Origin of the sequence: Hydrogenophaga sp., assembly GCF_030651625.1 — a bacterium.
Lineage (GTDB): Bacteria > Pseudomonadota > Gammaproteobacteria > Burkholderiales > Burkholderiaceae_C > Hydrogenophaga.
In genome coordinates, this window is the sequence record NZ_JAUSCF010000006.1 from 290,269 (window position 1) to 314,824 (window position 24,556).

Consider the following 24,556-nt stretch of genomic DNA (forward strand, 5'->3'; position numbering starts at 1 on the left):
CGCTCGGTGTCTGGCTCCGCCCTGATTTCCGTTTGACCTCCCTGGCTTCATGCCTTCCGCAGGAGCTTCTTTCTTACCAAGTGAATGTTGTTGCGCAGCGCGTAGAGTTCGTCGGTGTGCGATAGGGGCACCACGATTTTTTCGGCTTTGCTTTCCAGTGTGTCAAGCTGTTCCAGCAGCGATTGCACTGTGTCGCTGTCGTCTTCGGTATGTGTTTCTGCACGTTGTTCGATGTCGCGCAGCTCGGCATACCAGCGGAAGACACGGGAGCGGATGCGGAAGGTGTAGAGCGGCGGCACGATGCGCGACAGGGGCAGCGCGAGCGCGATGATCAGGCCCATGGCGAGCCACATGCGTTCGATCAGGTTGGCCAGCCAGAACGGCAGGTAACGTTGCAGGAAGGGCGGGCCGTTGCGGATGGCTCGAACCGCTTCGGGCGACACGGGCACCTCGCTGTGTTCGAGGCTGGGGTATTCACGGGTGCGACTGAACCAGCCGGCACCGCCATGCAGATTGGTGGCCGTCTGCGCGAACAGCTGCAATATGGCCGGGTGTGTGCGGGTGGTGGCGAGCAGGCTGGTGGTGGAGGCCACGAGGCGCATGTCGCGTTCGGGGTTGTTGGCGGCGAGGTCCACCACGCCCTGGGGCAGCACCACCGGCGTGAGGTAGCCAAACCTGCGTGAGTACGCTTCGCTCTGCGCAAAATCCAGCAGGCGGATACCCGGCGTCTGCAGCAGCATCTGCACCATGAGCGACTCCGGCGCGGAAGCGAACACCACGGCGTCGATCTCACCGTTGAGGAACGCCACCGTTGCCGGCGTTTGCTCCAGCTCACTGAGCTGCAGTTCGCTCACCGCGATGCGGTTGACGTCCAGCAACGTGGAAAAAAGTCGTGGCACGCCACTACCGGGTGTGCCCACGTTGACGTGCCAGCCGCGCAACTCGCTCAGGGTGCTCACGGTGTCGTTCTGGCGCAGGCGCTGTGCGGCGTCTTCGCGATAGAACAGCCAGAGCGGTTCCACGAACAGGCTCCCCAATGAGGTGATGGCGTCTTCGTCGTCGAAGCCGATGTCGGCCGTGCCGCCCTGCACGAAACCGAGGTCGGCCTGGCCATTGCGCAGCAGCGCGAGGTTGGCTGAAGAACCTTCCGAGCGCAACAGCTCCACCTCAATGCCATAGCGACTCAGGGCCTCGGCGTAGCGTTTGCCGAATTCGTCGTAGGCGCTCTGTTCGGGTCCGGTGGCAAGCACCACCTTCTTTGGTGGGGTGGGGTTCAGCCACCAATAAGTGATGGCCAGCAGCGCGATCGTGAGCAGGGCGAACGGGCCAATCGACGCCACCAGGTCGCGCAGCGAAAGCAGGGTGTAGCGGATGTTTTTCGGCATCCCGCTACGTTATCACGCCACCACACCCGCTCCGGGGCTCTGGCACCGCCTCACGGGCGTGCAGGTGTGGTGCTCAGGCGCGCGCGGCAGCAGCGCTGCCCCGGTTGTTGAGCCGGAAGATGCGCACCGCATCCTGCACCACCACCGACTGCGCCTGCAGCGAGCTGGCGGCGGCAGCAAGCTCTTCGACCATGGCCGAGTTTTGCTGCGTGACCGAATCGAGTTGACCGACCGCCTGGTTGATCTGCGCAATGCCCATGGACTGTTCGTTCGAAGCACTTGTGATGTCGGTGATCAGCACGTTGACCTGCTCGACCGCGCCCACCACGTTGTTCATGGTCTGGCCGGTGCTGTGCACCAGCTGGGTTCCTTGCGCCACTTTCTGTGCCGACTCGTCGATCAGCACCTTGATTTCCTTGGCGGCGGTGGAAGTGCGCTGGGCCAGGCTGCGCACTTCGGCAGCCACCACGGCGAAGCCGCGTCCCTGCTCACCGGCACGGGCGGCTTCCACGGCGGCATTGAGTGCGAGGATGTTGGTCTGGAACGAGATACCTTCGATCACCTGGATGATTTCACCGATCCGGCTGGATGAGCGGCTGATGTCGTCCATGGTGCTGACCACCTGGCCCATGGCTTCGTTGCCTTCGCGCGCCACCATGGCGGCCCGCTGGGACAGGGAAGCGGCTTCGCGGGCCGACTCGGTGCTGTGGTTTACCGTGCTGGCGAGTTGTTCCATGGAGGCCGCGGTCTGTTCAAGGCTGCTGGCCTGCGCTTCGGTGCGGGAGGACAGATCCTGGTTGCCGCTGGCAATCTCGCTGGATGCCACCCGCACGCCCTCCACCTCGTGGCGCACGTCGGAGACGACCGCCTGCAGGTTCACGTTGAGCTGGTTCAGGGCCTTGGCCAGTTCGCCGAATTCACCGCTGCCAGCACCTTTGAAGCGGGTGGACAGATCGCCAGCCGCCATGGTGTTGGCGAACTGGATCGCCTCTTGCAATGGGTTTTTCATGGAGCGACGCAACAGCCAGGCAGCCAGCACAGCAGCGCCAAGCAACGGAATGGCCAGGGCCATTTGTGCGGTGCTGCTCATTCCGGAGGCCAACTGGCCAATGGCCAGACCAGACAAAGCCAACGCCACGCAGATGCCGCCGATGATGCGCCCGAGTGTGAGTTCGGTGAGGCGGTTCAGCATGCCTCGCATGCCGGTGCGCACCACGCTGCCGCGATGCAGTGCGACCCTGATGTTGCCACTGTCGCGCTCGGCGCGCATCTGGGTGTACAGGGCTTGTGCCTCCTGCACCTGTTCGCGGGTGGGTTTGGTTCGCACCGACATGTAGCCCACGGCCTGTCCGTTTTCCACTATCGGTGTGGCATTCGCCACCACCCAGTAGTGGTCGCCATTCTTGCGCCGGTTCTTGACCATGCCCGACCAGGGTGAGCCGCTCTTCAAGGTTTCCCACATGTCCCTGAAGGCCTCCTGAGGCATGTCCGGGTGACGCACCAGATTGTGCGGCTGTCCGATCAGCTCGTCATGCTCATAGCCGCTTACCGCCACAAAGGCGGTGTTGCAATAGGTGATGTGGCTTTGCAGGTCGGTGGTGGAAACGATGGTGACACCGTCGGGAATGATGTACTCGTTCTGGGTAACAGGTAGATTGCTGCGCATCGATGCCATTGCGGGAATTTTTACCGTGAGCCTGCGGATCTGCAACCAACACACACCTTGCGCACCTCACGCCAGAAGTATCGACACGGCTGCGGAAAACTTGAGCGAAAAAAGGGGTGAAATCCCGTTCAATACCGATCCATGTCAATCAGGAAGGATCGGTGCACCTCACCCCTGAAATTTTCCCATGCCTCCAGCGGCGCAGTGGTCAGCACACACGGAAGTCAGGGCGCCGGTTCGATACTCATGACGGTGTAGGCCCCGTTCACCTGCGTGGCAGTGAAACGGACCTTGTCGCCCGCCTTCACTTTTTCCAGCAGCGCCGGGTCACTGACCTGGAACACCATGGTCATGGGGGGCATGTCCAGGTTCTTGATTTCGCCGTGCCTGAGCGAGATCTTGCCGCCAGCGGTGTCGACACGCCGCACTTCGGCCTCGGCCATGGGCAGGGCATCGGCAGATGCGGCAGGTGGCGCTGCGTGGTGACCGGCGTGGCCGCCGGTCTGGCTCATGCCGGGCAGCGCGAAGGTGGAGAGCAGCAGGGCGGTCGCCAGGTGCACGGTACGGTGTGGTCGGGTCATGGTGGGGGTTCCTGTTCTGATGTGAAGATGCAAGTCGTGGCCGTGGCCACTCAACTGCGGAAGTAGGACTGGTAAACGCGGCTGCTGCCGTCCTTGAGCACCAGCACCACGTCGTAGGGATCGCGGCGGTCGCCGTAGACGGCGCCGTCCATGCCCGGGCTGCCCACCGGCATGCCGGGCACCGACAGGCCGATGGCCTGCGGCTTCTCGGTCAGCAAACGGCGAATTTCGCGGGCGTTCACATGGCCCTCGATCACGTAGCCACCGATCAGGGCGGTGTGGCAGGAGCCGTATTTGTCGGGCAGGCCCAGGCGCTTGCGCACGGCGGTGTTGCCGGTGTCAAACACCTGGACCTGGAAACCATCGGCCTCCAGGTAGGTCACCCAGTCGCCACAGCAGCCGCAGTTCGGGTCTTTCCAGACCTGCAGCACGGGCAGCGCGGTGGGTGAATTCTGGGCCAGTGCGCGGGTGCCCAGCAGCGGCAGGCTGAGGGCAGCGGTGAGCAGGGTGCGTCTTTGCATGAGGAGCTCCTAGGTGGGTATTCAGGTCTTGGGTGCGACACGGATGGTGCCGCGCATGCCAGCTTCGAAATGGCCGGCGATCAGGCAGGCAAATTCAAAATCGCCCGGTCGGTTGAAGGTCCAGACGATGTCGCCCTGCTTGCCGGGCGGCACATGGGCCATGTAGGGTTCTTCGTGTTCCATGTTGGGGAATTTTTTCATCATCTCGGCGTGTTCGGCCAGTTCGGCCGAGGTGCCGATGACGATCTCGTGCATGACCTTGCCCTTGTTGACCGCCCGCAGGCGCAGGGTCTCGCCCTCTCGCACGTTCAGGTGGCTGGGGCTGAGCTTCATGTCGTCGGTCATGAGGATCTGAACGGTGCGCTGGGCCTGGCGCGGTTCGGCGGCGATGCCCCACGGTTTCTGCTCCTTCACGACCGGCCCGGCGGGCTTGCCGTGTGCCTCACCGTGGGCATGGGCAAGCGTGGAGCCGAGCGCCCAGGGCAGGGCGAGCAGGCTGAGCTGGAACTGGCGGCGGCTGGGGGTGTGCTTCATGCGGTTTTCCTATGGATTCAATGGTTGTGACCGGTGCCGGCCTGGGGTTTGCGGGCGGTGGCGTTGGCGGGCTGGACTGTTGCGGCGGGTCGGCTGGCCGCAGGTGCGTCGCCGGTGTCGACCAGGCGGGCCTGCGTGCCGGGTGGCATGGGGTACCAGCCCGGGTCGGTGTAGTCGCCGGGCTTCTGGTCGGCACGCACCTTCAGCATGGTGAACATGCCGCCCATTTCAATGGGGCCGTAGGGGCCGGTACCGGTCATCATGGGGAAGGTGTTGGCGGGCAGTTCCATTTCCATCTCCCCCATGTCGGCCATGCCGCGCTCGCCCATCACCATGTAGTCGGGCACCGCGCGCTGCAGGGGCGCGACCAGACCGCTGTGGTCCACACCGATCATGGTGGGTACGCTGTGACCCATGGCGCCCATGGTGTGGTGGCTCTTGTGGCAGTGCATGGCCCAGTCGCCAGGTTCGTCGGCGATGAACTCCAGCTGCCGCATCTGACCCACCGCCACGTCGGTGGTGACCTCGGGCCAGCGCGAGCCTTTGGGCGTGGGGCCGCCGTCGGTGCCACTCACCTCGAATTCGATGCCGTGAATGTGGATCGGGTGGTTGGTCATGGTGAGGTTGCCCACGCGCACGCGCACGCGCTCGCCCAGCCTGGCCACCAGCGGCGAAATGGCCGGGAACACGCGACTGTTGAAACTCCAGATGTTGAAGTCCAGCATGGTGTTGATCTGGGGCGTCATGCTGCCGGGTTCCACATCGAAGGCATTGAGGAGGAAACAGTAGTCCCGCTGCACGTCTTCGATCAACGGGTGCTTCTGGCGCGGATGGGTGACCCAGAAGCCCATCATGCCCATGGCCATCTGCACCATCTCGTCGGCGTGCGGGTGGTACATGAAGGTGCCGGGGCGCTTGGCCTCGAACTCGTAGACGAAGGTCTTGCCTGGCGGGATGGCGGGCTGGTTGACACCGCCCACGCCGTCCATGCCGTTGGGCAGGCGCTGGCCGTGCCAGTGGATGGTGGTGTGCTCGGGCAGGCGGTTGGTCACATAGATGCGCACCTTGTCGCCTTCGACCACCTCGATGGTGGGTCCGGGGCTCTGCCCGTTGTAGCCCCACATGTTGACGAGGAAACCGGGTGCCATTTCGCGCACCACCGGCTCGGCCACCAGGTGGAACTCCTTCACACCGTTGTTCATGCGCCAGGGCGTGGTCCAGCCGTTGAGCGTGACCACCGGGTTGTAGGGCCGGCCAGCGCCGGTCACGCCGGGTGGTGTCCAGGGGCCGGCGGTATCGGCCGAGGTCTGCTGCACCGCTTCGGGAATGGCCGCCAGCGCCACGCGGCTCACGCTGGTGGCGACCACGGCGGTGGCGGCGGCACCGGCGAAAAAATGTCTTCGGTTGAATGTGTGGTTCATGTCAGTGATGCCCCGCCGCCCGAAAGCGCTGACGCATGCGCTCGGGGAGCAGCGAACGAGGTAAGCGTGGGGGCTGTTTCAATGGAGTGATTCATGGAGTTGCGGACGGTCTCGACGTTGCGTGGTGGGTCCATGTCAATGTCCTCCCGCCGAAGCCGCGCCCGCGCCGGTGGCAGTCGGGGCATCGGGGCCGGTGTAGTCGGCACCGGCCAGCAGGGCCTGCCAGTCGCTGTGCGCACGCCAGAAGTCGCGCCGCGCCTGCAGGGCCGTGTCGAGCGACCCGATGCGCTCGCGGGCGCTGGCCAGCAGGTCCCAGCTGCTTTGCAGCATGCCGTTGTAGCGCAGCAGGGTTTCCTGTTCCAGCGCAGTCTGCAGCTTGCTCACCACGTCTTGCGCCTGCCGGGCGCTGGCATGGCGCAACCGCACCTGTGCCCAGGACTCTCGCGCCATCGATCGGCGCTGTGCAGCCTTGTTCAGCAATTTGGCCTGGGCCTGTACCGCGCCATCCAGGGGGTGGTCGCGCAACAGGGCGAGATCGTCCAGATGGGGCGCGGTGGCAAGGCCCGCGCCAGCCTGTTCAGGCATGGCTTGCAGGGCGGCTTCGGACGCCTTGACCCAGGCATCCCAACGGCCGCCGCTCAGCCCCGCAAAGCGCCGCTGGGCGTCTTGCAAGGCCTGTTCCAGCGTCGGGTGGCTGCGCAGCACTGCGCTCTCGATGTCGGCCTCGGCCAGACCGGGGCCGGGCAGCGCGTTCACGGGCAGAGCGGGCAGGCTGTCGGGCAGTCGCTGGTCCAACTCGGCTACCGAGGCCGCATCCCACAGGCCCATCAGGCCGGCGAGTTTTTCACGCGCTTGCAGGGAGGCGATCTGGGCATTGGCCGCGGCCTGCCAGGCGCTGGCTTCGGTCAGTTGTTCGCGCATGAGTTTGGCGTGGCTCCAGTTGCCGGCCTGAACCATGCGGCGACCCAGTTCGCTGCCCACCTGGGTGGCGTCCAGCACTTCGCTCGCATGCCGCGCGGCCTGTCGCGCTGCGACCGCGTCGATCCAGGCTCTTTCGAGCGCACGCCGGTGCTGGGCGAAGGCCACCTGCACCTCGGCGCGCGCCAGCGCGTTCATGCCTGTGCGGGTGTACAGGTCGGGGCGATGCCGCAGCGACATGCGCAGCGCTTCACCTACGCCCAGAGAGCCAGCGTTGGCATTGGTGGGCAAAGGGGTGGGGCGCACCCGATCCGGGTTGGCGGCCTCCCAACGCAGCAGGTCGATGTGGCCTCGAGGGAACTCGGCCACCCGTTCGTTGGCGCGGCGCCATATCTCGCGCGCCTGCTGTATGTCAGCCGGCGCTTCCACTGGCTGCGGGCTGCCCGGCGTGGGCAGGGTCAGAGTGGGCGGGGCTGGAACGGTGGCGGTTGGATCAGCGGCCAGCAGGCCCGGAACCGGGGACGTCTGGCCCCAGGCGGGGCTGGCCCCGGCTGCCATCAGCGCAACCATCAGCGCGGGCAGTAGGTGAGGAGGGCGCCATCGACGGACAGGGTCGACGAGAGGCGCGTTGGGCGGCGAACGCCGCAAAAAACAGGTCATGAGCATCTCCAGGAGCACTGAACAGCGCCCGCCTCAAGCCCAGATCAGTGAGCGGCGGACGCACTTCGGGTGTGTGTGCTCAGGAAATGGGTGGCTTGATGCCTCTGTGGGGTTCCGAACTGGCGAAGTGCTCGACGGGCGGCACCAGCAAGCGGTGTTCAAGCGGTAGCTGCAATTCTGGCGGCACGGCACGTGTCATGGCCGGCCCGTTGCACAGGTCGCAAACCGCGTGCTGGTGCTCCGGGGTGTCGGCAGGGCTGTGGTCGCCATGCGCCGCATGGTGCGGCGATGTGCCGTGGGTGCCTTCGTGCGCGGGCGCCGCAGTGGCCAGGTGATCGGGGCCGGGCATGCCCTGGGTCGCAGCTTGTACATGCTCATGTGTCGGCATCGTGGTCATGGCAACCGCCATGGCGTCACCCACCAGGCCACGCAGTGGCAGGAGGGCGATCATGAAGACGAGCAGCAGGCGACGCATGGTGATGAATGATACGGCGCTGGTGCTTTGGTTCCCGTTGGGGCACATTGGCCCCAGCTGTCAGAGGGAGATCATGGCAGTAGGGAAGCCACTGGCCGTGGGAAAAATGCTGCCGCCAGACCGACAATGTGGCCAGATCACTGAAGGAGACAGGTTTTGCGCATCGGAGAACTGGCCCGTTTGACGGGCACCACGCCCAAGGCCATTCGTTTGTACGAGGCTCGCGGTCTGATGGGTGCTGTGACACGTCAGGGCAGCTACCGGCAGTATGGCGATGAAGACGTGGCCCGGGTGCAGCTGATTCGCAAGGCACAGGCGCTGGGCTTTCGCCTGGTTCAGCTGGATGGATTGGCGCAAATGCACACGCCAAAGGGATGGTCGCGCATGGCCGCCTTGCTGGAAACGCGCCGTGCAACCGTGGCGAAGGAGTTGCTGCAACTGCAGCAGGTGGCCGAGCAGATCGCGGAGCTGGAAGCGACGCTGCGCAAATGCGACGCGGTGGGTGCGCCTTTGTTGCCGTCTTGTGACGCGTTGACCCTTTAGCGGGACGATGCCGCCAGAGGTTGAACCTGTCTTGCCTTGCAGCGCCGAGCGTCACATCAACCCAGAACCTGCGCTGCGGCGAAGGCATACAGCGGAATACCGAACAGAATGTTCAGTGGGAACGTGATGCCCAGCGAAAGGCCGAAGTAGATCGAGGGGTTCGCTTCCGGGATGGCATAGCGCAACACAGCGGGCACGACGATGTAGGAAGCGCTGGCCGAGAGCACCATCAACAAGGCGGCATCGGCTGCAGGCAGTTGCAGCAGCACAGCCAGCGCCAGCGCGATCGATGCGTGCACCAGCGGCCCCAGGCTGGCGTAGGCGATCAGTGCAGGCGACTGGCCGCGCACAGAGCCGAAATTCCTCGCCACCATGAGTCCCATGTCGAGCAGAAAGAACGCCAGCATGCCTTTGAAGAGATCGTTTGAGAAAGGTGCCATCACGGCACTGCCGGCATCGCCACTGAGATAACCGATGGCCATGGCACCGAGCAGCAGCAGGTGCGCGCCGTCGGTGAACGATTCGTGAAGAATTTTGCCCAGGGGTGGGGTGCTGCTGGACCCGCCCATTGTGGCAACGACCGCGCCGCCAGACGGTGAGAGCGAAACGGCGTTTTGTTGCGTGTGCCGCAGCATGTTGGCCAGCAGCACAGCCATGACGATGGCTGGCGACTCCATGACCACCAGCGCCACGGCCATGTGGCCGCCCGGGCTCATGTGGCTGGCTTCCAGGTATTGCATGGCAGTCACGAATGTCACGGCGCTCACCGAACCGTAGGACCCCGCGATCGCCGCTGCATCAAAGCGCGACACACGGTTCTTCAGCAACTGGTAACCCAGTGCAGGCACGATGAAAGCCATCAACATCGCTGCCGCCAGGCTCACCATCACAGAGGGGCTGAAGCCGGACTGCGCCAGCGCAAACCCACCCTTCAGACCCAGGGCCATCAACAGGTAGAGCGACAAGAACTTCGCGATCGGTGGCGGAATTTCGAGATTGGATTTGAGCGCGCCGGCCAGCACGCCAAAGAGGAAAAAGAGAATCGCGGGATCGAGCAGGTTTTGCATGGGGTTTGTCCTTCTGGCGCCCATGCTATGGAGCTAAATACATTAAGTAAAATCGATTTTTAGATATGAATAAATAGATAAAAGTCTATGAATATCACCTTTCGACAGCTTCGACTCTTTCTCGCGCTGGCAGACACCGGTAGCGTCAGCCGAGCGGCGCGAGCGTGTCACGTGACCCAACCCACGGCGTCCATGCAGTTGAGGGAGGTGTCCGAATCGGTGGGGGTGCCGCTCTATGAGGTGATTTCCAGGCGCGTGCATCTCACCGAGGCGGGCAGGGACCTCGCCAGAACCGCGCGCTCCATTGCGGACGATTGGGCCGCATTCGAACAGCGGATCGACGCGACCAAGGGCCTGACGCGCGGCCAACTGAGGGTGGCTGTTGTGAGCACCGCGAAGTACTTCGTGCCGCGCCTGCTCGGCACTTTTTGTGCACAGTACCCTGAGATCGACATTTCACTGGAGGTCTTGAACCGCGACGGGGTTGTTCAACGGCTGCGAGACAACCAGGACGACCTCTACATCATGTCGACGCCGCCCACCGACATCGACCTCGAGGATCAGGTGGTGATGCCGAATCCGCTGGTGGTGATTGCTGCGAACGCGCATCCCTTGGCCAGGCGGCGCCAACTTGAGCTGGCCGATCTGAGCTCTTTGCGCTTTATCTTGCGTGAGCGTGGATCGGGTACCCGCATGGCGGTGGACGCCCACTTCAAGCGCTTCCGGTTCAAGCCGAACCTCCGCCTTGAACTGGGCAGCAACGAAGCCATCAAGGAAGCCGTGGCCGGGAACCTGGGCGTGTCCGTCATCTCCAGCCACGCCCTGCATGGTCTGGCCCATGAGCACGGCGTGTCGGTCCTCAATGTTGCGGGATTTCCCATTGAATCCCACTGGCACGTGGTCCGCCAGAAGGGCAAACAAGCCTCGCCCGTGGCCAGGGTGTTCATGGAGCACCTGATCGCCCAGTCTGGCAAATGGACCCGATAAATCCGCTGATGTGGGCTGATCCAAAGCGTCCAGGCCGCGACCATGCCTTGACTCTGTCCCGCGGGGCAGACCCACACTGCCGTCTTTCTTTCTTCTGGAGATGATGGATGGCAAAAAAAGTGCTCGTGGTGCTGGGGCACCCGGCTGCGAACAGTCTGTGTGCGCGCATCGCCCGTGCCTATGCCGACGGTGCACGGGACGGAGGTGCCGACGTGCGCATGCTGGCGTTGGGCGAACTGCAGTTCAGCCCGTTGCTGGCGGCAGGCTACCGGGAAGAACAGTTGCTGGAGCCCGACCTGCAACAGGCACAGCGGGACATCCTGTGGGCCGAGCATCTGGTGTGGGTGTACCCGGTGTGGTGGGGGGGCATGCCGGCTTTGCTCAAGGGCTTCATCGACCGCGTGTTCCTGCCGGGTTTTGCATTCCGCTACCGCAAGGGCAGCCGCGCGTGGGATCGGCTTTTGGCAGGACGCACCGCTGAATTGCTCGTGACCATGGATTCACCGCCCTGGTACTACCGGTGGGTGACCCGCATGCCCGCCCATGTACAGATGAAGCGCGCCATTCTGGATTTTTGCGGTGTCGGACCGGTGCGGGTGCACAGCATGGGTCCGGTGCTGGGTGCGTCGGATGCGCGCAAGGCCGACTGGCAGGCGCAGGCGCGCAGACTGGGCGAGCGGCAGGGTGTGTCCGCTTGCGGGCGGTGGTGGCCTCTGTCGGCTGTGTGGTGCCGTTGATCACGCCTCGCGGATTGCAGGAGCCACACATTTGGCGAACAGACCATAACGCCTGTACACACGGTTTTCCGCCATGCATGCAACAGCAGGTTTCGGCGGACAGGGGCTCAGGGGGCGGTGCGCGCCATGCCGATATCGACATGGAGGGCAGCGCATGGGATGGACCGTCCGCTGAACCGGCCAAGCAAACCCTCTGAGCTCAGGTTTGCTCGGGACGTTGCAGTTCAGCGCAGGTCAGGGGCAACACCAAACGGAACTGGCTCGCGGACCGGTTGGATGGCTTCGGCCTGCTTGTTGACGGGAACGTCCACCACGGGAGGCAAGGCCATGCCCCTGCGCAGCATGACGGAGCGCAAGCGATCAGGGTAGTCGGTGATGATGCCGTCCACGCCCCAGTCGATCAGGCGCCCCATGTCGGGGATCTCGTTGACGGTCCACGGAATCACGCGTAGGTTCAGTTCACGAGCTTTCGCCAGCACCGGCTGGCTCAGATCCTGGTATTGGGGCGACCACAGCTCCCCGCCGGCGGCGGCCACCATCGACGGGGCGTCTTCAAAGTGGGCAAGCTTGAGCCCGCGCGTCCAGTCGCCTGTCCTCAGGGTATCAAAGCGCGGGCGTTGCGCAGAAAGGTGGGACAGCGGCATGTCAGGTGCAACCCGGTGCACTTCATGGAGCACCCGCCAGTCGAAGCTCTGAATCGTGGTGCGCGATGCCATGCCATGCCGCTGGATGACTTCGAGCACAGCGCGCACGAATTCGGCCGGTTCAGGCGATTCGGTGGGTCGATTGGGGTTCAGCTTGAGCTCGATGTTGAAGCGCGTGTGTTTTGCCTTTAGCGCCTTGACGCGCTCAAACACAGCGGCCAACGTGGGAATGCGTTCACCGTCGATGGGTACCTGGCTGGGAAAGTCGTGTGCATAGCGGCTGCCGGGATTGATGCGGCCCACATCGAGCGTCGCGATTTCGTCCAGTTTCAGGGTGTTGAATGACCGGCCCCGCGACTTCAGCCACTGGCCGCTGGCGTCGCGCGTGATGTCGGGGTTGGGTGCGGTGTCGTGCGAGACCACCGGGACACCTTCGGCGCTGAGCACCACATCGAATTCCAGCGTGCTCACACCGATGGCCAGCGCCTGTTCAAACCCACCGATCGTGTTCTCAGGCGCCAGACCTCGCGCGCCACGGTGGCCTTGGGCATCGAACGCCAGCGCCGCGCCGGCGCACCACAACGACAGGCCGACAGCGGTGGTGCAACTCCAGCGCAGCCAGGTGAGGCGTTGAACGGCAAAAGGCGGTTGGGAAGTCATTCGCAGTCCTTGCAGAAATTTCGCGCATTGTGGCAGCGCCACGTGACCCCTACAAGTCGGTACCGCACCAAGCGATACACATGTAATAAGAGGTTTCTGATTCGGGTCGCTCCAGCACAATTGCACGAGGAGCAACGTGCTTTCAATTCAGAGGCGCCAAGGGGCTATTCCCCTCCAAGTCGGCGGCGGCACAGGGGCCGTACCGAAGAAGCCTATCTGGAGCGAAATGCCTTAGTCCAGGGCACCCGTGGAACCGGCTTTGCCGGGCCACTAGGTGCGTCCCCCCTCGAAGCGCCGAAGGCGCGCAACGGAGGGGGGAGGCCGCGTCAGCGGCGCAGGGGGGAGAGCCGAATCCAGCGCAGGGGGGTGTTCCTCTAGTGCCCGAGGATCTTGGACAGGAAGTCCCGGCTGCGTTCGTTCTGCGGATTGTTGAAAAAATCGTGGGGCGTGTTCTGCTCCACGATCTGCCCCTGGTCCATGAAGATCACGCGGTCGGCCACGGCCTTGGCAAATCCCATTTCGTGGGTCACGCAGATCATGGTGATGCCCTGGTTGGCCAGTTCAATCATCACGTCCAGCACTTCCTTGATCATCTCCGGGTCGAGCGCCGAGGTGGGCTCGTCGAACAGCATGATCTTGGGCGTAAGGCACAGTGCGCGCGCAATGGCCACGCGCTGCTGCTGACCTCCGGAGAGCTGCAGTGGGTACTTGCCGGCCTGTTCGGCGATGCGAACGCGCTCCAGCTGCAGCATGGCCTTTTCTTCCGCCTCCTTCTTCGGCATCTTGCCCACCCACATGGGGGAGAGCGTGAGGTTTTCCAGCACGGTCAGGTGCGGGAACAGGTTGAACTGCTGGAACACCATGCCCACTTCCTTGCGGACCTGGTCAATGGCTTTGATGTCGTCGGTGAGCTCGGTGCCGTCCACGATCAGATGACCCTGCTGATGCTCTTCCAGGCGGTTGATGCACCGGATCAGCGTGGACTTGCCAGAGCCGGACGGACCGCAAATGACGATGCGCTCGCCCTTGGCCACGTCCAGGTCAATGTCCTTGAGCACGTGGAAGTCGTTGCCGTACCACTTGTTGACCTTGTCAAATCGGATGATGGGTTCAGTCACAGGAATTTCCTTGTCATGGGTCATGTGAGCGAAGAAGCCGAATCAAGGGGCACCGTGGAACCGGCTTCGCCGGGCCACAGGGTGCCGCCCCCTTGAGGGGGGATTCGAGCTACACGCAGTGAGCGAGAAACGGGGGTGGGCTCCATCACCTGGCTTTGCTTGCAGAAAGTTGCTTCTCGACCCACAGGCTGTAGCGGGACATGGCAAAACAGAAGATGAAATAGACCAGCGTGATGAACAGGTAGGCCTCGATCTTGAATGGCCGCCAGTGCACGTCCGAGTTGAGTGCCAGCGACAGTGCGCCGGTGAGCTCGTACATCGAGACGATGGTCACCAGCGAGGTGTCCTTGAAGATGGAGATGAAGTTGTTCATCACACTGGGCACCACCATGGCCAGGGCCTGCGGCAGCACGATCTTGCGTTGGGTCTGCCAGTAGCTCAGGCCCAGCGTGTCGGCGGCTTCCAGCTGACCCTTCGGGATGGCCTGCAGGCCGCCCCGAATGATCTCGGCCATGTAGGCGGCCGCGAACAGCGTGATGCCCACGATCACCCGCACCAGCACGTCGATGGTCACGCCCTGCGGCATGAACAGCGGGAACATGAACGAGGCCATGAACAGCACCGAGATCAGCGGCACGCCACGGATGAGCTCGATGTAGACGATGCAGGCCGAGCGGATCGCCGGCAGGTTGCTGCGCCGCCCCAGCGCCACCGCAATGGCCAGCGGAAACGCCAGGAAGATCGACACCGTGGCCAGCAGGACCGTCAGTGGCAGGCCGCCCCAGAGGTCGGTGCGCACGGGGCTCAGACCCAGCACGCCGCCACCCATGAGGATGAAGAAGACGGCCATGATGGCCACCCACATGATCGCCAGCCAGGGCTTCCAGAACACACGGATGCAGCTCACGATCAGGCCGACCACCATCAGGCTCGTGGCCACGACCGGTCGCCATTGCTCGTCAAAAGGGTAACGGCCGAGCAGGATGATGCGGTACTTCTCGGCCACCACGCCCCAGCAGGCACCGGTGCCGCGCACGGCCTGGCAGGCCTGGGCGTCGGTGGCGAAAACGGCGTTCCAGATGCCCCAGCTGAAGAAGTTGGGCAGTATGTACAGCGCCAGACCAATCAGGAACAGCGAGGTGGTGCTGCTGCGCCAGTCGCCGAACATGTTGGTGCGGATCCAGGGCACGAGACCGCTGGTGCGCACCGGGGAGGGTCGCGCGGGAATGGGCACGAAGGTGTTGGGCATTGGATTACCTTTCCTTGATGGCCATGCGGTCGTTGTACCAATTCATGAACAGCGACGTGGACAGGGAGGTGGTCAGGTACACCAGCATGATGATCGCGATGCACTCCACCGCGCGCCCGGACTGGTTCAGCGTGGTGTTGGCGATGGACACCACATCGGGATAACCCACCGCCACCGCCAGCGACGAGTTCTTGGTGAGGTTGAGGTACTGGTTGGTCAGGGGTGGAATGATCACGCGCATGGCCTGTGGCAACACCACCAGGTTCATGGTCTGGCGTGGGGCCAGTCCCAGTGCGGCGGAGGCTTCCTTCTGTCCCAGACTCACCGACTGGATGCCACCACGCACCACTTCGGCCACGAAAGCGGCGGTGTAGAACGTGAGGCTGATCAGCACCGCCATGAATTCGGGCGAGACACTGCCGCCGCCTTCGATCATGAAGCGACCTGCTTCCGGTATGGCCCATTCGGTGGGCATGCCACCGCCCAGCCAGCCCAGGAAGGTACAGCCGACAATGATGCCCACGGTGGGCCAGCCGGGATTGCGCAGGCGCCCGGTCTTTTCGAACTCTTTCAGGGCCCAGCGGCGCCAGACCCACGAGAGCACCACGCCAGCGACCAGGCCGGCGAGCATCACCAGGTAGCCCGTGCCCTGCATGGGGCGGGGGAAAGCGAAGCCGTCCTTGCTGAGGTAGAACAGGTCGGCCACGTTCCAGGCATCGCCTGGTGGCGGCAGCACCTCCACAAAAAACAGGTACCACATGAGCATCTGCAGCAGGATGGGCACATTGCGGAACAGCTCCACATAGCCATAGCAGATGCCTCGCACCAGGCCATTGCGCGAGAAGCGCCCCACCCCCAGCAGCACGCCCAGGATGGTGGTCAGGATGATGCCGATCACGGCGACCCGCAGCGTGTTGAGCACACCGACCCAGATGGCTTTGCCGTAGGACTCGCTCGGGTGGTAGGCGACCATGGTTTCGCCGATGTCGAATCCGGCAGAGGCACCCAGGAAGTCAAATCCGCTCTGGATACCGCGAATGCGCATGTTTTCCTGGGTGTTGTGGGCCAGGAACCAGACACCCAGGCCGATCAGCACCAGGGCAATGGTCTGGTAAATGAGGCCGCGCGCGGCGCGGCTGCGCCACGACCAGGGCGGTCGTGGAGGTTTGATGGAGGAATTCAAGAAGATCTCCTGGAGGAGGCGGGGGAAGGAACCCCAGATACAACAACGCCGGCAGGAAATCCAAGCCGGCGTTGTCCACCCAAGCTACGCGATCAGCGAGCGGGCATCGGGTACATCAGGCCACCCTTGTTCCACAGCGCGTTGACGCCGCGTGGCAGACCGATCGGGGTGATGTTGCGCTCGTAGGACTCACCGTAGTTGCCCACGGCCTTGACGGCGCGCAAAGCCCATTCCTTGTCCAGACCCAGCAACTTGCCGGTGTCTTCGGTGCCACCACCCAGCAGGCGCAGCACGTTGGGGTTCTTGCTGTCCTTGCGCATCTGGTCAGCATTGGCTGCGGTGATGCCCAGTTCTTCGGCTTCCAGCAGCGCGTAGCCGACCCACTTCACGATCGCAAAGAACTCGTCGTCGCCGCGGCGCACGGCCGGACCAAGGGGTTCCTTGGAGATCAGTTCGGGCAGGATCATGTGATCGTCCGGCTTGGCGGCTTCCTTGGAACGGATCGAGGCCAGGCCCGATGCGTCCGTGGTGTAGGCCTGGCAACGGCCGGCGAAGTAGGCGGCGTTGGTGGCGGCCAGTTCAGCGAACACCACAGGGCGCAGGTTCAGGTTGTTGGCACGCGAGTAGTCGCTCAGGTTGAGCTCGGTGGTGGTGCCGGACTGCACGCAGACCGTGGCGCCCTTGAGGTCTTTGGCACTTTTCACGTTCAGGCTCTTGGGCACCATGAAGCCCTGGCCGTCGTAGAAGTTCACACCGGTGAAGTGCAGGCCCAGTGTGGCGTCGCGGGTCAGGGTCCAGGTGGTGTTGCGGGGCAGCAGGTCCACTTCGCCGGACTGCAGAGCGGTGAAGCGCTGCGCCGCGTTCAGGGGCACATAGCGCACCTTTTCGGCGTCGCCCAGCACGGCGGCGGCCACCGAACGGCACACGTCCACATCAAGCCCGCTCCATTTGCCCTGGCTGTCGGCGGCCGAGAAGCCTGCCAGACCGGTACTGACTCCACAGACCAGGGTGCCGCGCGATTTGATCGCGTCCAGGTCCTTGCCAGCGTGGGCAGGCATGCTCACCATGGTGGCGGCTGCACTCAGGCCCAAGGCGGTCAGTTTCAGGGTTTTCAATTTCATCAGGTCTCTCCAATTTGTGGTTTGGGTGTTGGTCTGTCGGCCCGGTTACGCACCGTAAATGTGCGTAACATTGCCGCCAAGCGACTTTATCCCCGGCCGAATGGGCCGAGCATCGGGGTTTACGTGGTTGGTCCATGCAAATAATTCATGACGCCATCGCGCCGGCTGTTGGCCGGCCCCCGCTTGAAACTCTTGCAGGTTCCGTGCCAATGCATCAAGGCACGTGAGCGACGGGCCTCGCGGGCGATCGAGCGGACTCGGTATCGGGTCCCGCGCGCGACAAGCCGAATTTTTGGTCGGGCGCAGGCCCACGTATCCTCACTTCAAAACAGTGGCAACAGGAGACATCGCATGACCAGCCCAACACCAGCCGGTGCAGCGCCCGGCAGCGCGCCCGAGCGGCCGCACCACCGCTTCTGGCCCGCCCGCCTGCCGCATCAGCTGACCTCGCCTGCCACATCGCTGTGGTTCAACCTGCTGGTGAGCGCCCAGCGCTACCCGGAAAAGGCCGCGCTGGTCTTTTTCGATCGGGTGGTCAGCTACCGCGAACTGTTCGAGCAGGTCGAGTGCATGGCCGCGCACCTGCATGCCCAGGGCGTCAGGGCAGGTGACCGGGTGATCCTGCTGATGCAGAACTGCCCGCAGTGGGTGGTCGCGCACTTCGCGATCCTGCGTGCCAATGCCGTGGTCGTGCCGGTGAATCCGATGAACAAGGCCGAGGAGCTCAAGCACTACATCACCGACCCCGACGCGCGCGTGGCCGTGGTTGCCGCAGATCTGGCGCCCGAGCTGCTGCAGGCCAATGCCGAACTGCCCGAAGAGCAGCGCCTGAAGCACATGGTGGTGGCGCACTACCACGACGCGATGGGTCCGCAGGCCGAAGTGCCGTCGCCGTGGATGAGCTGGTTGCTGCAGCGCCATGCGCTACCCGAGCTGCAAGGAGGCACCGTGGTCGACTGGGCCGATGTGCTGGCCTGTACCGACCCGGCGCCGGCGCACGACCGCACGCCGGAGGACCTGTCGGTGTTGCCCTACACCAGCGGTACCACCGGCCTGCCCAAGGGATGCATGCACACCCATGCCAGCGTGATGCACAACGCGGTGGCGGGCAGCTTGTGGAGCAATGGCACGGCCGAGAACATTGGGCTGCTGGTGGTGCCCATGTTTCACATCACCGGCATGGTGGTGGGCATGCACAGTGGTGTGTATTCGGGCGCCACACTGGTGCTCATGCCTCGCTGGGACCGCGAACTGGCGGGTCGCCTGATTTCGCGCTGGCGCGTGACCCACTGGGCCAACATCCCCACCATGGTGATCGATCTTCTGGCCAGTCCGAACTTCGCGCAGTTCGATCTGTCGAGCCTCAAGGTCATTGGCGGTGGCGGTGCGGCCATGCCGCAGGCCATCGCTCAGCGCCTGTTCGAGCAGTATGGCTTGCGCTATTCGGAAGGCTACGGGCTGACCGAAACCGCGGCTCCCTCCCACAACAATCCGCCTGACGCACCCAAGCAGCAATGCCTGGGCATCCCGTTCATGAGCGTCGATGCGCGCGTGGTCGACCCCGACTCCCTGAAAGAAATGCCGGTGGGCGAAGCGGGCGAGATCATCATTCGCGGTCCCATGGTGTTTACCGGCTACTGGAAGCGCCCGGAGGCCACCGAGGCCGCGTTCGTCACCTTTGAGGGCCAGCGCTACTTCCGCTCCGGTGACCTGGGCCGTGTCGACGAGGACGGCTACTTCTTCATCACCGACCGCCTCAAACGCATGATCAACGCCAGCGGTTTCAAGGTCTGGCCAGCCGAAGTGGAAACGCTGATGTTCCGCCATCCGGCCATCGCCGAGGCCTGCGTGATCGCCACGCACGACGAGTACCGGGGAGAAAGCGTGAAGGCCGTGGTGGTGCTGCGCGACGCAGCGCGCGGGCACACCACCGAGCAGGACATCGTGGACTGGTGCCGCGAACACATGGCGGTCTACAAGTGCCCACGCACGGTTTCTTTCGTGGACGCCTTGCCCAAGAGCGGCAGCGGCAAGGTGATGTGGCGCCTGCTGCAGGAGCAGGAGTCCCGGAAGGCGGCTTCTGGCGTGGCCCGTTGAGCCTGGCCTGTCTGTCTTCCCCAGGGCCTGTGGAAACCATGTGATCATTCGCCTCATGCATTTTGAATGGCAATCGGTCTCCCGCATCTGGCAACCTCGCCGTGGCCTGTTCTGGGCTATGGTGGCACTGAACCTACTGTCCTCGGTCATCGTCTGGTTCATTCACCTGGCCCAGCCGGCCGACGGACTGCGTTGGCTGCTGAGCCTGCTGGCCCTGATCAACGCCGGTCTCGGGTGGTGGTTGGCCGTGCGCCTGTGGCGCGAAGGACCGGAGCAGGAGGCGCGCTGAGCGTCCACTTTGCCAGCCCCTGCTGCTTCCTGCCCGCATCGAATAACCAAGGATTCTTCATGTTCAAAGCCCTTTTGATCACCAAACCCGCCAGCGGCTACCGCTGCGCCGTGACCGAGCTTGAGGAGTCCGAACTTCCGTCGACGGGTGATGTGACCGTGGCGGTTGAATGCTCCACGATCAACTACAAGGATGGCCTGGCCATCACCGGCCGATCATCGGTGGTGCGCAGCTTTCCCATGGTCCCCGGGATCGACTTTGCCGGGACGGTGCTTGAGAGCCAGCATCCGCGCTGGGCCACCGGTGACCGGGTGTTGCTCAATGGCTTTGGCGTGGGAGAAACGCACTGGGGTGGCCTGGCACAAATGGCCCGGGTCAAGGGCGACTGGCTGGTGGCACTGCCGAAGGCCTTCAGCGCGCGAGACGCCATGGCCATCGGTACCGCTGGCTACACGGCCATGCTGTGCGTGCAGGCGCTGCAACGGCACTGGGCGGATGAAGGTGTTGCACCAGGCAGTGGCGAGGTGTTGGTGACGGGTGCCAGCGGCGGCGTGGGCAGTGTGGCGATTGCCTTGCTGGCCCAGCTGGGTCACAGCGTCGTGGCGTCCACCGGACGGCCCGAAGAAGCCGCTTACCTCAAGGGGCTGGGAGCGACCGATGTGATCGACCGGGGACCCCTTGGTGAGCCCGGCAAGCCCCTGCAGAAAGAGCGGTGGATCGGGGTGGTTGATTCGGTGGGCAGCCATACGCTGGCCAATGCGTGTGCCAGCACACGCTACGGCGGTGCGGTGGCGGCCTGTGGTCTGGCGCAAGGGATGGACCTGCCCGCCAGCGTGGCGCCCTTCATCCTGCGCGGCGTGACACTCTATGGCATTGACAGCGTGATGGCGCCCATGGCCCGGCGCGAGGCGGCATGGCGTCAGCTCGCCGCTCAACTCAGCCACAAGAAACTGGCAGCGTTTTCCAGGGAAATTGGCTTGGCCGATGCCATCGATGCGGCCAGTGAGATCCTGGCCGGCAAGGTGCGCGGCCGGCTGGTGGTGGACGTGAACCGTTGAAGCAGGCTGTGGGGCGGTCGGTCACAAAACCACGTCCCCGGCTTGTCAGACCGGTGCGTTCTCGGCAGATGGCGTGGGCTCGCCGGGGGGTGCAAAGCGCCGCCCCATCCAGCCTGTGAACGGCAGGAACAACAGCGCCACCCCCAGGTTGAAACTCAGGTTGGCGATGGCCACGGCTTGCCCGGGGCTGCCGCCGGTGCGCACCGCCCATTCGCCAAACGGCGTGATGAAGGGCAGCATGAGCCCTACGCCAACCGCGTTGAACACCAGGTTCATCTGCGCGGTGCGGCGCGCAAAGCGGTCCATTGGAATGCTGGCGATCAGGCCGGTGGCGGTGGTGCCCAGCGAGGCACCCACCACCACGGCCACCGCGGCCATGGGTTCCAGAACGCCCTGCTGAACCAGCACGATCGCCAGCCCGCTGACGACACTGCTCGACTGCAGCAGCACCGTCATCACCACGCCCAGAAGCACGCCCAGCAAAGGGGCCTGAGCGCGTGCGAGCAAGTCCAGCATCCAGGGTGCCTGACGCAGCGGCTCCAGGGAGCTGCTGACAAGGTCAAGCGCGAAAAAGATGAAACCGAAATAGAAAATGGCCCGTCCCGCAACCCGAATCGAGAACGGAAGCATGGTGAGCAAGCCCCCGAGCACGATCAGGTAGGGGCCGATGTGCGTGAGCTCGTACGACACCAGCCAGGCCGTGGAGGTGGTACCCACCTTGGCACCCAGCAGCACCGCCAGACTGCCAGCGAAGCTCAGCGTGCCTGCATTGACCAGCGCCACCACCAGCGCGCTCACTGCGCTGCTGGACTGTACCGCCGCCGTGACACCGGCACCGAGAGCGAAGCCACCCAGCCTGTAGCGAGTGGCCAGCCCGAGCCACCGCGGCAGTCGATCGCGGCCGATGGTCTGCAGTTCCTTGCTGAAGTGCTCCAGACCGTAGAGGAAAAGCAGCAAGGCGCTGAGCATCAGCACCGCGTACTGGAATTGGCTGTAGGGCAGGTTCATGGTGGGGCGAGCATACCCAAGGCCGACCAGGACCGGCCGCTCACAGTCAGGACGCAGCGGCGGCGGGTGGCACGATGTGGCGGTAGGCGTGCCAGGTAGCGTGCCCGATCACCGGCCCGATCACAAACAGGCCCAGGAACAGCGGCAGCATGGCCAGCACCACCAGCGCCGTGATCAGTGCGCCCCAGAGCAACATCACGCCCGGGTTTTGCAGGCAGGCGCGGATGCTGGTCAGCCCGGCGGAAATGGCGTCGACCCGGCGGTCCATGATCATGGGAATCGATATCACGCTGGTGACGAAGATCAGCCCTGCGAACAGGCCGCCCACCAATGTGTAGGTGATCAGAAACCCGAGGTTGTCCGGGTTGATGAGTTGAGGCAGCAGTTTCTCGGTCGATGGCATGGTGTTGAATGTGACCGCAAACACCACCAGCGAGGCGCGGCCCCACAGCAGCTCCAGGATCAGCAACACGCCTGCGAAGATACCCATGGTGCCCTGGGTGGGGCGCCATGCCAGCAGAGAAGCCTTCAGGGAAGGTCGGTGCGACGCCGTCTGCATCGCCTTGCTGGCGTCGTACAGACCCAGGCAGAGGAAGGGGCCCATCAGCAGAAAGCCTGCGCTCAAGGCGAGCACGTAGGCTGGCGCGTTCTGGAAGACCGCCAGCAGCGCATGACCCATCACAAAAAAACACAGGCCGTAAAACAGCCCGATGCGCGGGCAGCGTTTGAAATCGGCCCAGCCCAGGCGGAGCCACTTGAACGGATCGGCAAAGCTCAGACTGGCCAGGGGCAGCGAAAACACCGACGGTGTGCGCTGCCGCTCTGCCTCACGGCGAGCGAGCAGCCTGGCACTTTCACTGATTTCTTCGGTCGGTGTGTCCGACGCCTGCGGGGGTTCGGCTTCAACGGCATCGGTCATGAGGAGTCTCCTGTCTGACCAAATATATAACGTTGCCCTCAGTCCGGTTTCCCATGGTTTACCCCATCCCGCTGGCGGAGCTTGGGCATTGCCTGGCGCCGCATGTGCAAGGCCAGCGCGGCATCCATCGACTGGGTGTGCTTGAAGAACCAGCCAGCCAGTTCGCCAGCCATTTCCCGCACAGGCGCCAGTTGCCCGCGGCGCGCCATGGCCGCCCCTTCGCGCAACAGATTGAGCACCACGTGATGCTGCAGCAGGTGGTTGCCGGCAGACGCGAAATGGGTCTCACGCATCCATTGGTCTTCCTCACCAAATTGTTTCTCCATGTGCACCAGCAAGGCGGCCCACGCCGTTGGAAGTGCTTCGTCGGTCGCAGTCTGGGCTTGTGCGAGGAGGTCCACGAATGTGTGGTGCGCGGTGTCCATCGGGGCAAAGTCGAGCTGCAAGGCCTCCGACCATTCGACTGTTTCCATCTTGTCCTCGTGCGGGGTTGGCAGGGGTGTTGCCGACAGCTTGACAGTGCCTCCCCATCGCGAATTTGATCCAGCGCAGGAAGTGCGCAGTCAGGCTGCTTCAATGATTGGTGTTTTCCCTGACTGCCGCCTGTGGGGTCGCTAAACTGGGCGCCCATGACCAGCGAATTCCAACCCCCTTATGTGCCCTTGTCCCAGAGGGACAGCATGCTTCTTGCACACGGGTTTGCGCTCCTCAGTGCAGACGATGTCAGGACCTGGCTGGGCGCGTCCAACGCTGATCTGGACCGCCTGCACCAGGCGTGGGACGACCTGCCACCGGATGAGTACCTCAAGGATGGCGGCCGCTACCGGCGGCGCCGGCACAGCTGTTTCACAGTGAACGACGGCCTGGCCGAACAGGTGCCGCACCGCGCACACTGGCAGCCGCTGGAATACAACGCCTTGCATGGTGGCATGCAGCGCTGGTTTGAACCCATGCCTGCAGAGGTGGTGGCGCTGCCCCTGTGGAGGCGATTGCTGGTGCGCCTGGGCGACGCGGCCGCCGCCCTGCGTGGCGCGCGCACCTGGTTTGTGGAGGCGCACCCGTTTCGCATCGACACCACCGACGGCATTGGCCGCCCCACGCCCGAAGGCGCGCACCGCGACGGCGTGGATCTGGTGGCCGTTTTCATGGTGAACCGTCATCTGATCAAGGGCGGTGAAAGCCGCGTGTTCGAGGCCAACGGCCCCAGCGGCCAGCGCTTCACGTTGCGTGAGCCCTGGTCGCTGCTGCTATTGGATGACGCTCGGGTGATCCATGAGAGCACGCCGATTCAGCCGCTGGAGGTTGGCAGCATGGGCTGGCGAGATACGCTGGTGCTGACTTACCGTTCAGACGGGTTTCAGGCAGGGTAGAGAAGAACATCCGCGTTGCCTACGGCGCCAATCCCTTTATAGGTTGCTGTATGCACTCAATCAGGGAAGCGCGGAAGGCGGGTTCCGGATAGAACTTTTCTCCAGACGAGCGTGCGTTCGCTCCCTCCCCCGCTGGGGGAGGGCTGGGTGGGGCCTCTCCCCCATTGGCCTTTTTCCCTGGAAGCTTGGTTTGGCCGGGTCTCGCCCCGGCAGGCAACCTGCCTTTGATGAAACCCCCGTAGCGGGTTTTCTTTGTTCGCCAAAGGCGCGTACCGCGCGGGGTTTGCTCACTTTGCGAAGCAAAGTTACGCAAACACCAAACGTAGGCCAAAGAAAGGCGAGCCG

Annotated in this window: 24 protein-coding genes; 7 read left to right on the forward strand and 17 right to left on the reverse strand. The window is 63.9% G+C overall.

Going from position 1 to position 24,556, the window contains the following annotated elements:
- Nucleotides 1-47 precede the first annotated feature (47 nt).
- The 8 genes from Q7V46_RS02930 to Q7V46_RS02965 form a co-directional block, all read right to left on the reverse strand.
- Complete coding sequence (locus Q7V46_RS02930; protein ID WP_304911992.1) at nucleotides 48-1,385, reverse strand: TAXI family TRAP transporter solute-binding subunit; 1,338 nt, start codon at nucleotides 1,383-1,385, stop codon at nucleotides 48-50.
- 73 nt (nucleotides 1,386-1,458) lie between these two features.
- Entirely contained in the window at nucleotides 1,459-3,060 is a 1,602-nt protein-coding gene (locus Q7V46_RS02935; RefSeq protein WP_304911993.1) for a PAS domain-containing methyl-accepting chemotaxis protein, read from the reverse strand.
- A 215-nt stretch (nucleotides 3,061-3,275) separates the two neighbouring features.
- Entirely contained in the window at nucleotides 3,276-3,632 is a 357-nt protein-coding gene (locus tag Q7V46_RS02940; RefSeq protein WP_304911994.1) for a copper-binding protein, read from the reverse strand.
- 50 nt (nucleotides 3,633-3,682) lie between these two features.
- A complete protein-coding gene (locus Q7V46_RS02945) occupies nucleotides 3,683-4,153 on the reverse strand; it encodes a DUF411 domain-containing protein (protein ID WP_304911995.1) in 471 nt (156 codons plus the stop codon).
- 21 nt (nucleotides 4,154-4,174) lie between these two features.
- Nucleotides 4,175-4,687 (reverse strand): cupredoxin family protein, encoded by a 513-nt coding sequence (locus Q7V46_RS02950; RefSeq protein ID WP_304911996.1) that lies wholly within the window; start codon nucleotides 4,685-4,687, stop codon nucleotides 4,175-4,177.
- A 17-nt stretch (nucleotides 4,688-4,704) separates the two neighbouring features.
- Entirely contained in the window at nucleotides 4,705-6,108 is a 1,404-nt protein-coding gene (locus Q7V46_RS02955; RefSeq protein ID WP_304911997.1) for a multicopper oxidase family protein, read from the reverse strand.
- Nucleotides 6,109-6,243: 135 nt separating this feature from the next.
- Nucleotides 6,244-7,596, reverse strand: a complete 1,353-nt coding sequence (locus tag Q7V46_RS02960; RefSeq protein WP_304911998.1) for a hypothetical protein — start codon at nucleotides 7,594-7,596, stop codon at nucleotides 6,244-6,246.
- Between the two features lie 169 nt (nucleotides 7,597-7,765).
- Nucleotides 7,766-8,161: a hypothetical protein gene (locus Q7V46_RS02965; RefSeq protein WP_304911999.1), complete on the reverse strand. Its 396-nt coding sequence runs from the start codon at nucleotides 8,159-8,161 to the stop codon at nucleotides 7,766-7,768.
- Between the two features lie 156 nt (nucleotides 8,162-8,317).
- Between Q7V46_RS02965 and Q7V46_RS02970 the strand changes: the two genes are divergently transcribed.
- Nucleotides 8,318-8,704: a MerR family transcriptional regulator gene (locus Q7V46_RS02970; protein WP_304912000.1), complete on the forward strand. Its 387-nt coding sequence runs from the start codon at nucleotides 8,318-8,320 to the stop codon at nucleotides 8,702-8,704.
- A 56-nt stretch (nucleotides 8,705-8,760) separates the two neighbouring features.
- On the opposite strand, the gene Q7V46_RS02975 is transcribed toward Q7V46_RS02970, so the two are convergent.
- Nucleotides 8,761-9,771: a sodium-dependent bicarbonate transport family permease gene (locus Q7V46_RS02975; RefSeq protein ID WP_304912001.1), complete on the reverse strand. Its 1,011-nt coding sequence runs from the start codon at nucleotides 9,769-9,771 to the stop codon at nucleotides 8,761-8,763.
- 87 nt (nucleotides 9,772-9,858) lie between these two features.
- Here Q7V46_RS02975 and Q7V46_RS02980 point away from each other — a divergent pair, with 87 nt between their 5' ends.
- Nucleotides 9,859-10,758 carry a LysR family transcriptional regulator gene (locus tag Q7V46_RS02980; protein WP_304912002.1) on the forward strand — a complete coding sequence of 300 codons (900 nt, stop codon included), beginning with the start codon at nucleotides 9,859-9,861 and terminating at the stop codon, nucleotides 10,756-10,758.
- A 107-nt stretch (nucleotides 10,759-10,865) separates the two neighbouring features.
- Nucleotides 10,866-11,495, forward strand: a complete 630-nt coding sequence (locus Q7V46_RS02985) for an NAD(P)H-dependent oxidoreductase (protein WP_304912003.1) — start codon at nucleotides 10,866-10,868, stop codon at nucleotides 11,493-11,495.
- 224 nt (nucleotides 11,496-11,719) lie between these two features.
- Here the strand turns inward: Q7V46_RS02985 and Q7V46_RS02990 are convergent, their stop codons facing one another.
- From Q7V46_RS02990 to Q7V46_RS03010, 5 genes are all read right to left on the reverse strand, one after another.
- Nucleotides 11,720-12,799, reverse strand: a complete 1,080-nt coding sequence (locus Q7V46_RS02990) for a glycerophosphodiester phosphodiesterase (protein WP_304912004.1) — start codon at nucleotides 12,797-12,799, stop codon at nucleotides 11,720-11,722.
- A 374-nt stretch (nucleotides 12,800-13,173) separates the two neighbouring features.
- On the reverse strand, nucleotides 13,174-13,917 hold the full coding sequence (locus tag Q7V46_RS02995; RefSeq protein WP_304912005.1) for an amino acid ABC transporter ATP-binding protein: 744 nt from the start codon (nucleotides 13,915-13,917) through the stop codon (nucleotides 13,174-13,176).
- A gap of 145 nt (nucleotides 13,918-14,062) precedes the next feature.
- Complete coding sequence (locus tag Q7V46_RS03000) at nucleotides 14,063-15,166, reverse strand: amino acid ABC transporter permease (RefSeq protein WP_304912006.1); 1,104 nt, start codon at nucleotides 15,164-15,166, stop codon at nucleotides 14,063-14,065.
- A 4-nt stretch (nucleotides 15,167-15,170) separates the two neighbouring features.
- Nucleotides 15,171-16,349 (reverse strand): amino acid ABC transporter permease, encoded by a 1,179-nt coding sequence (locus Q7V46_RS03005; protein ID WP_304912007.1) that lies wholly within the window; start codon nucleotides 16,347-16,349, stop codon nucleotides 15,171-15,173.
- Nucleotides 16,350-16,441: 92 nt separating this feature from the next.
- Nucleotides 16,442-17,470, reverse strand: a complete 1,029-nt coding sequence (locus Q7V46_RS03010; protein ID WP_304912008.1) for an amino acid ABC transporter substrate-binding protein — start codon at nucleotides 17,468-17,470, stop codon at nucleotides 16,442-16,444.
- Between the two features lie 351 nt (nucleotides 17,471-17,821).
- Between Q7V46_RS03010 and Q7V46_RS03015 the strand changes: the two genes are divergently transcribed.
- From Q7V46_RS03015 to Q7V46_RS03025, 3 genes are read left to right on the forward strand one after another with little or no spacing between them, the layout of a single operon-like run.
- Nucleotides 17,822-19,567 (forward strand): long-chain fatty acid--CoA ligase, encoded by a 1,746-nt coding sequence (locus tag Q7V46_RS03015; RefSeq protein ID WP_304912009.1) that lies wholly within the window; start codon nucleotides 17,822-17,824, stop codon nucleotides 19,565-19,567.
- Nucleotides 19,568-19,607: 40 nt separating this feature from the next.
- Complete coding sequence (locus Q7V46_RS03020; protein ID WP_304912010.1) at nucleotides 19,608-19,856, forward strand: hypothetical protein; 249 nt, start codon at nucleotides 19,608-19,610, stop codon at nucleotides 19,854-19,856.
- Between the two features lie 59 nt (nucleotides 19,857-19,915).
- Nucleotides 19,916-20,914, forward strand: coding sequence for an MDR family oxidoreductase (locus Q7V46_RS03025; RefSeq protein ID WP_304912011.1), 999 nt, complete (start codon nucleotides 19,916-19,918; stop codon nucleotides 20,912-20,914).
- A 45-nt stretch (nucleotides 20,915-20,959) separates the two neighbouring features.
- Here Q7V46_RS03025 and Q7V46_RS03030 read toward each other — a convergent pair whose 3' ends face one another.
- The 3 genes from Q7V46_RS03030 to Q7V46_RS03040 are packed head-to-tail and all read right to left on the reverse strand — an operon-like array spanning nucleotide 20,960 to nucleotide 23,314.
- A complete protein-coding gene (locus Q7V46_RS03030; protein WP_304912012.1) occupies nucleotides 20,960-21,922 on the reverse strand; it encodes a Na/Pi cotransporter family protein in 963 nt (320 codons plus the stop codon).
- Between the two features lie 46 nt (nucleotides 21,923-21,968).
- Nucleotides 21,969-22,841 carry a DUF2189 domain-containing protein gene (locus Q7V46_RS03035; RefSeq protein ID WP_304912013.1) on the reverse strand — a complete coding sequence of 291 codons (873 nt, stop codon included), beginning with the start codon at nucleotides 22,839-22,841 and terminating at the stop codon, nucleotides 21,969-21,971.
- A gap of 38 nt (nucleotides 22,842-22,879) precedes the next feature.
- On the reverse strand, nucleotides 22,880-23,314 hold the full coding sequence (locus Q7V46_RS03040) for a hemerythrin (protein ID WP_304912014.1): 435 nt from the start codon (nucleotides 23,312-23,314) through the stop codon (nucleotides 22,880-22,882).
- Between the two features lie 156 nt (nucleotides 23,315-23,470).
- Between Q7V46_RS03040 and Q7V46_RS03045 the strand changes: the two genes are divergently transcribed.
- Complete coding sequence (locus Q7V46_RS03045) at nucleotides 23,471-24,211, forward strand: 2OG-Fe dioxygenase family protein (protein WP_304912015.1); 741 nt, start codon at nucleotides 23,471-23,473, stop codon at nucleotides 24,209-24,211.
- Nucleotides 24,212-24,556 lie beyond the last annotated feature (345 nt).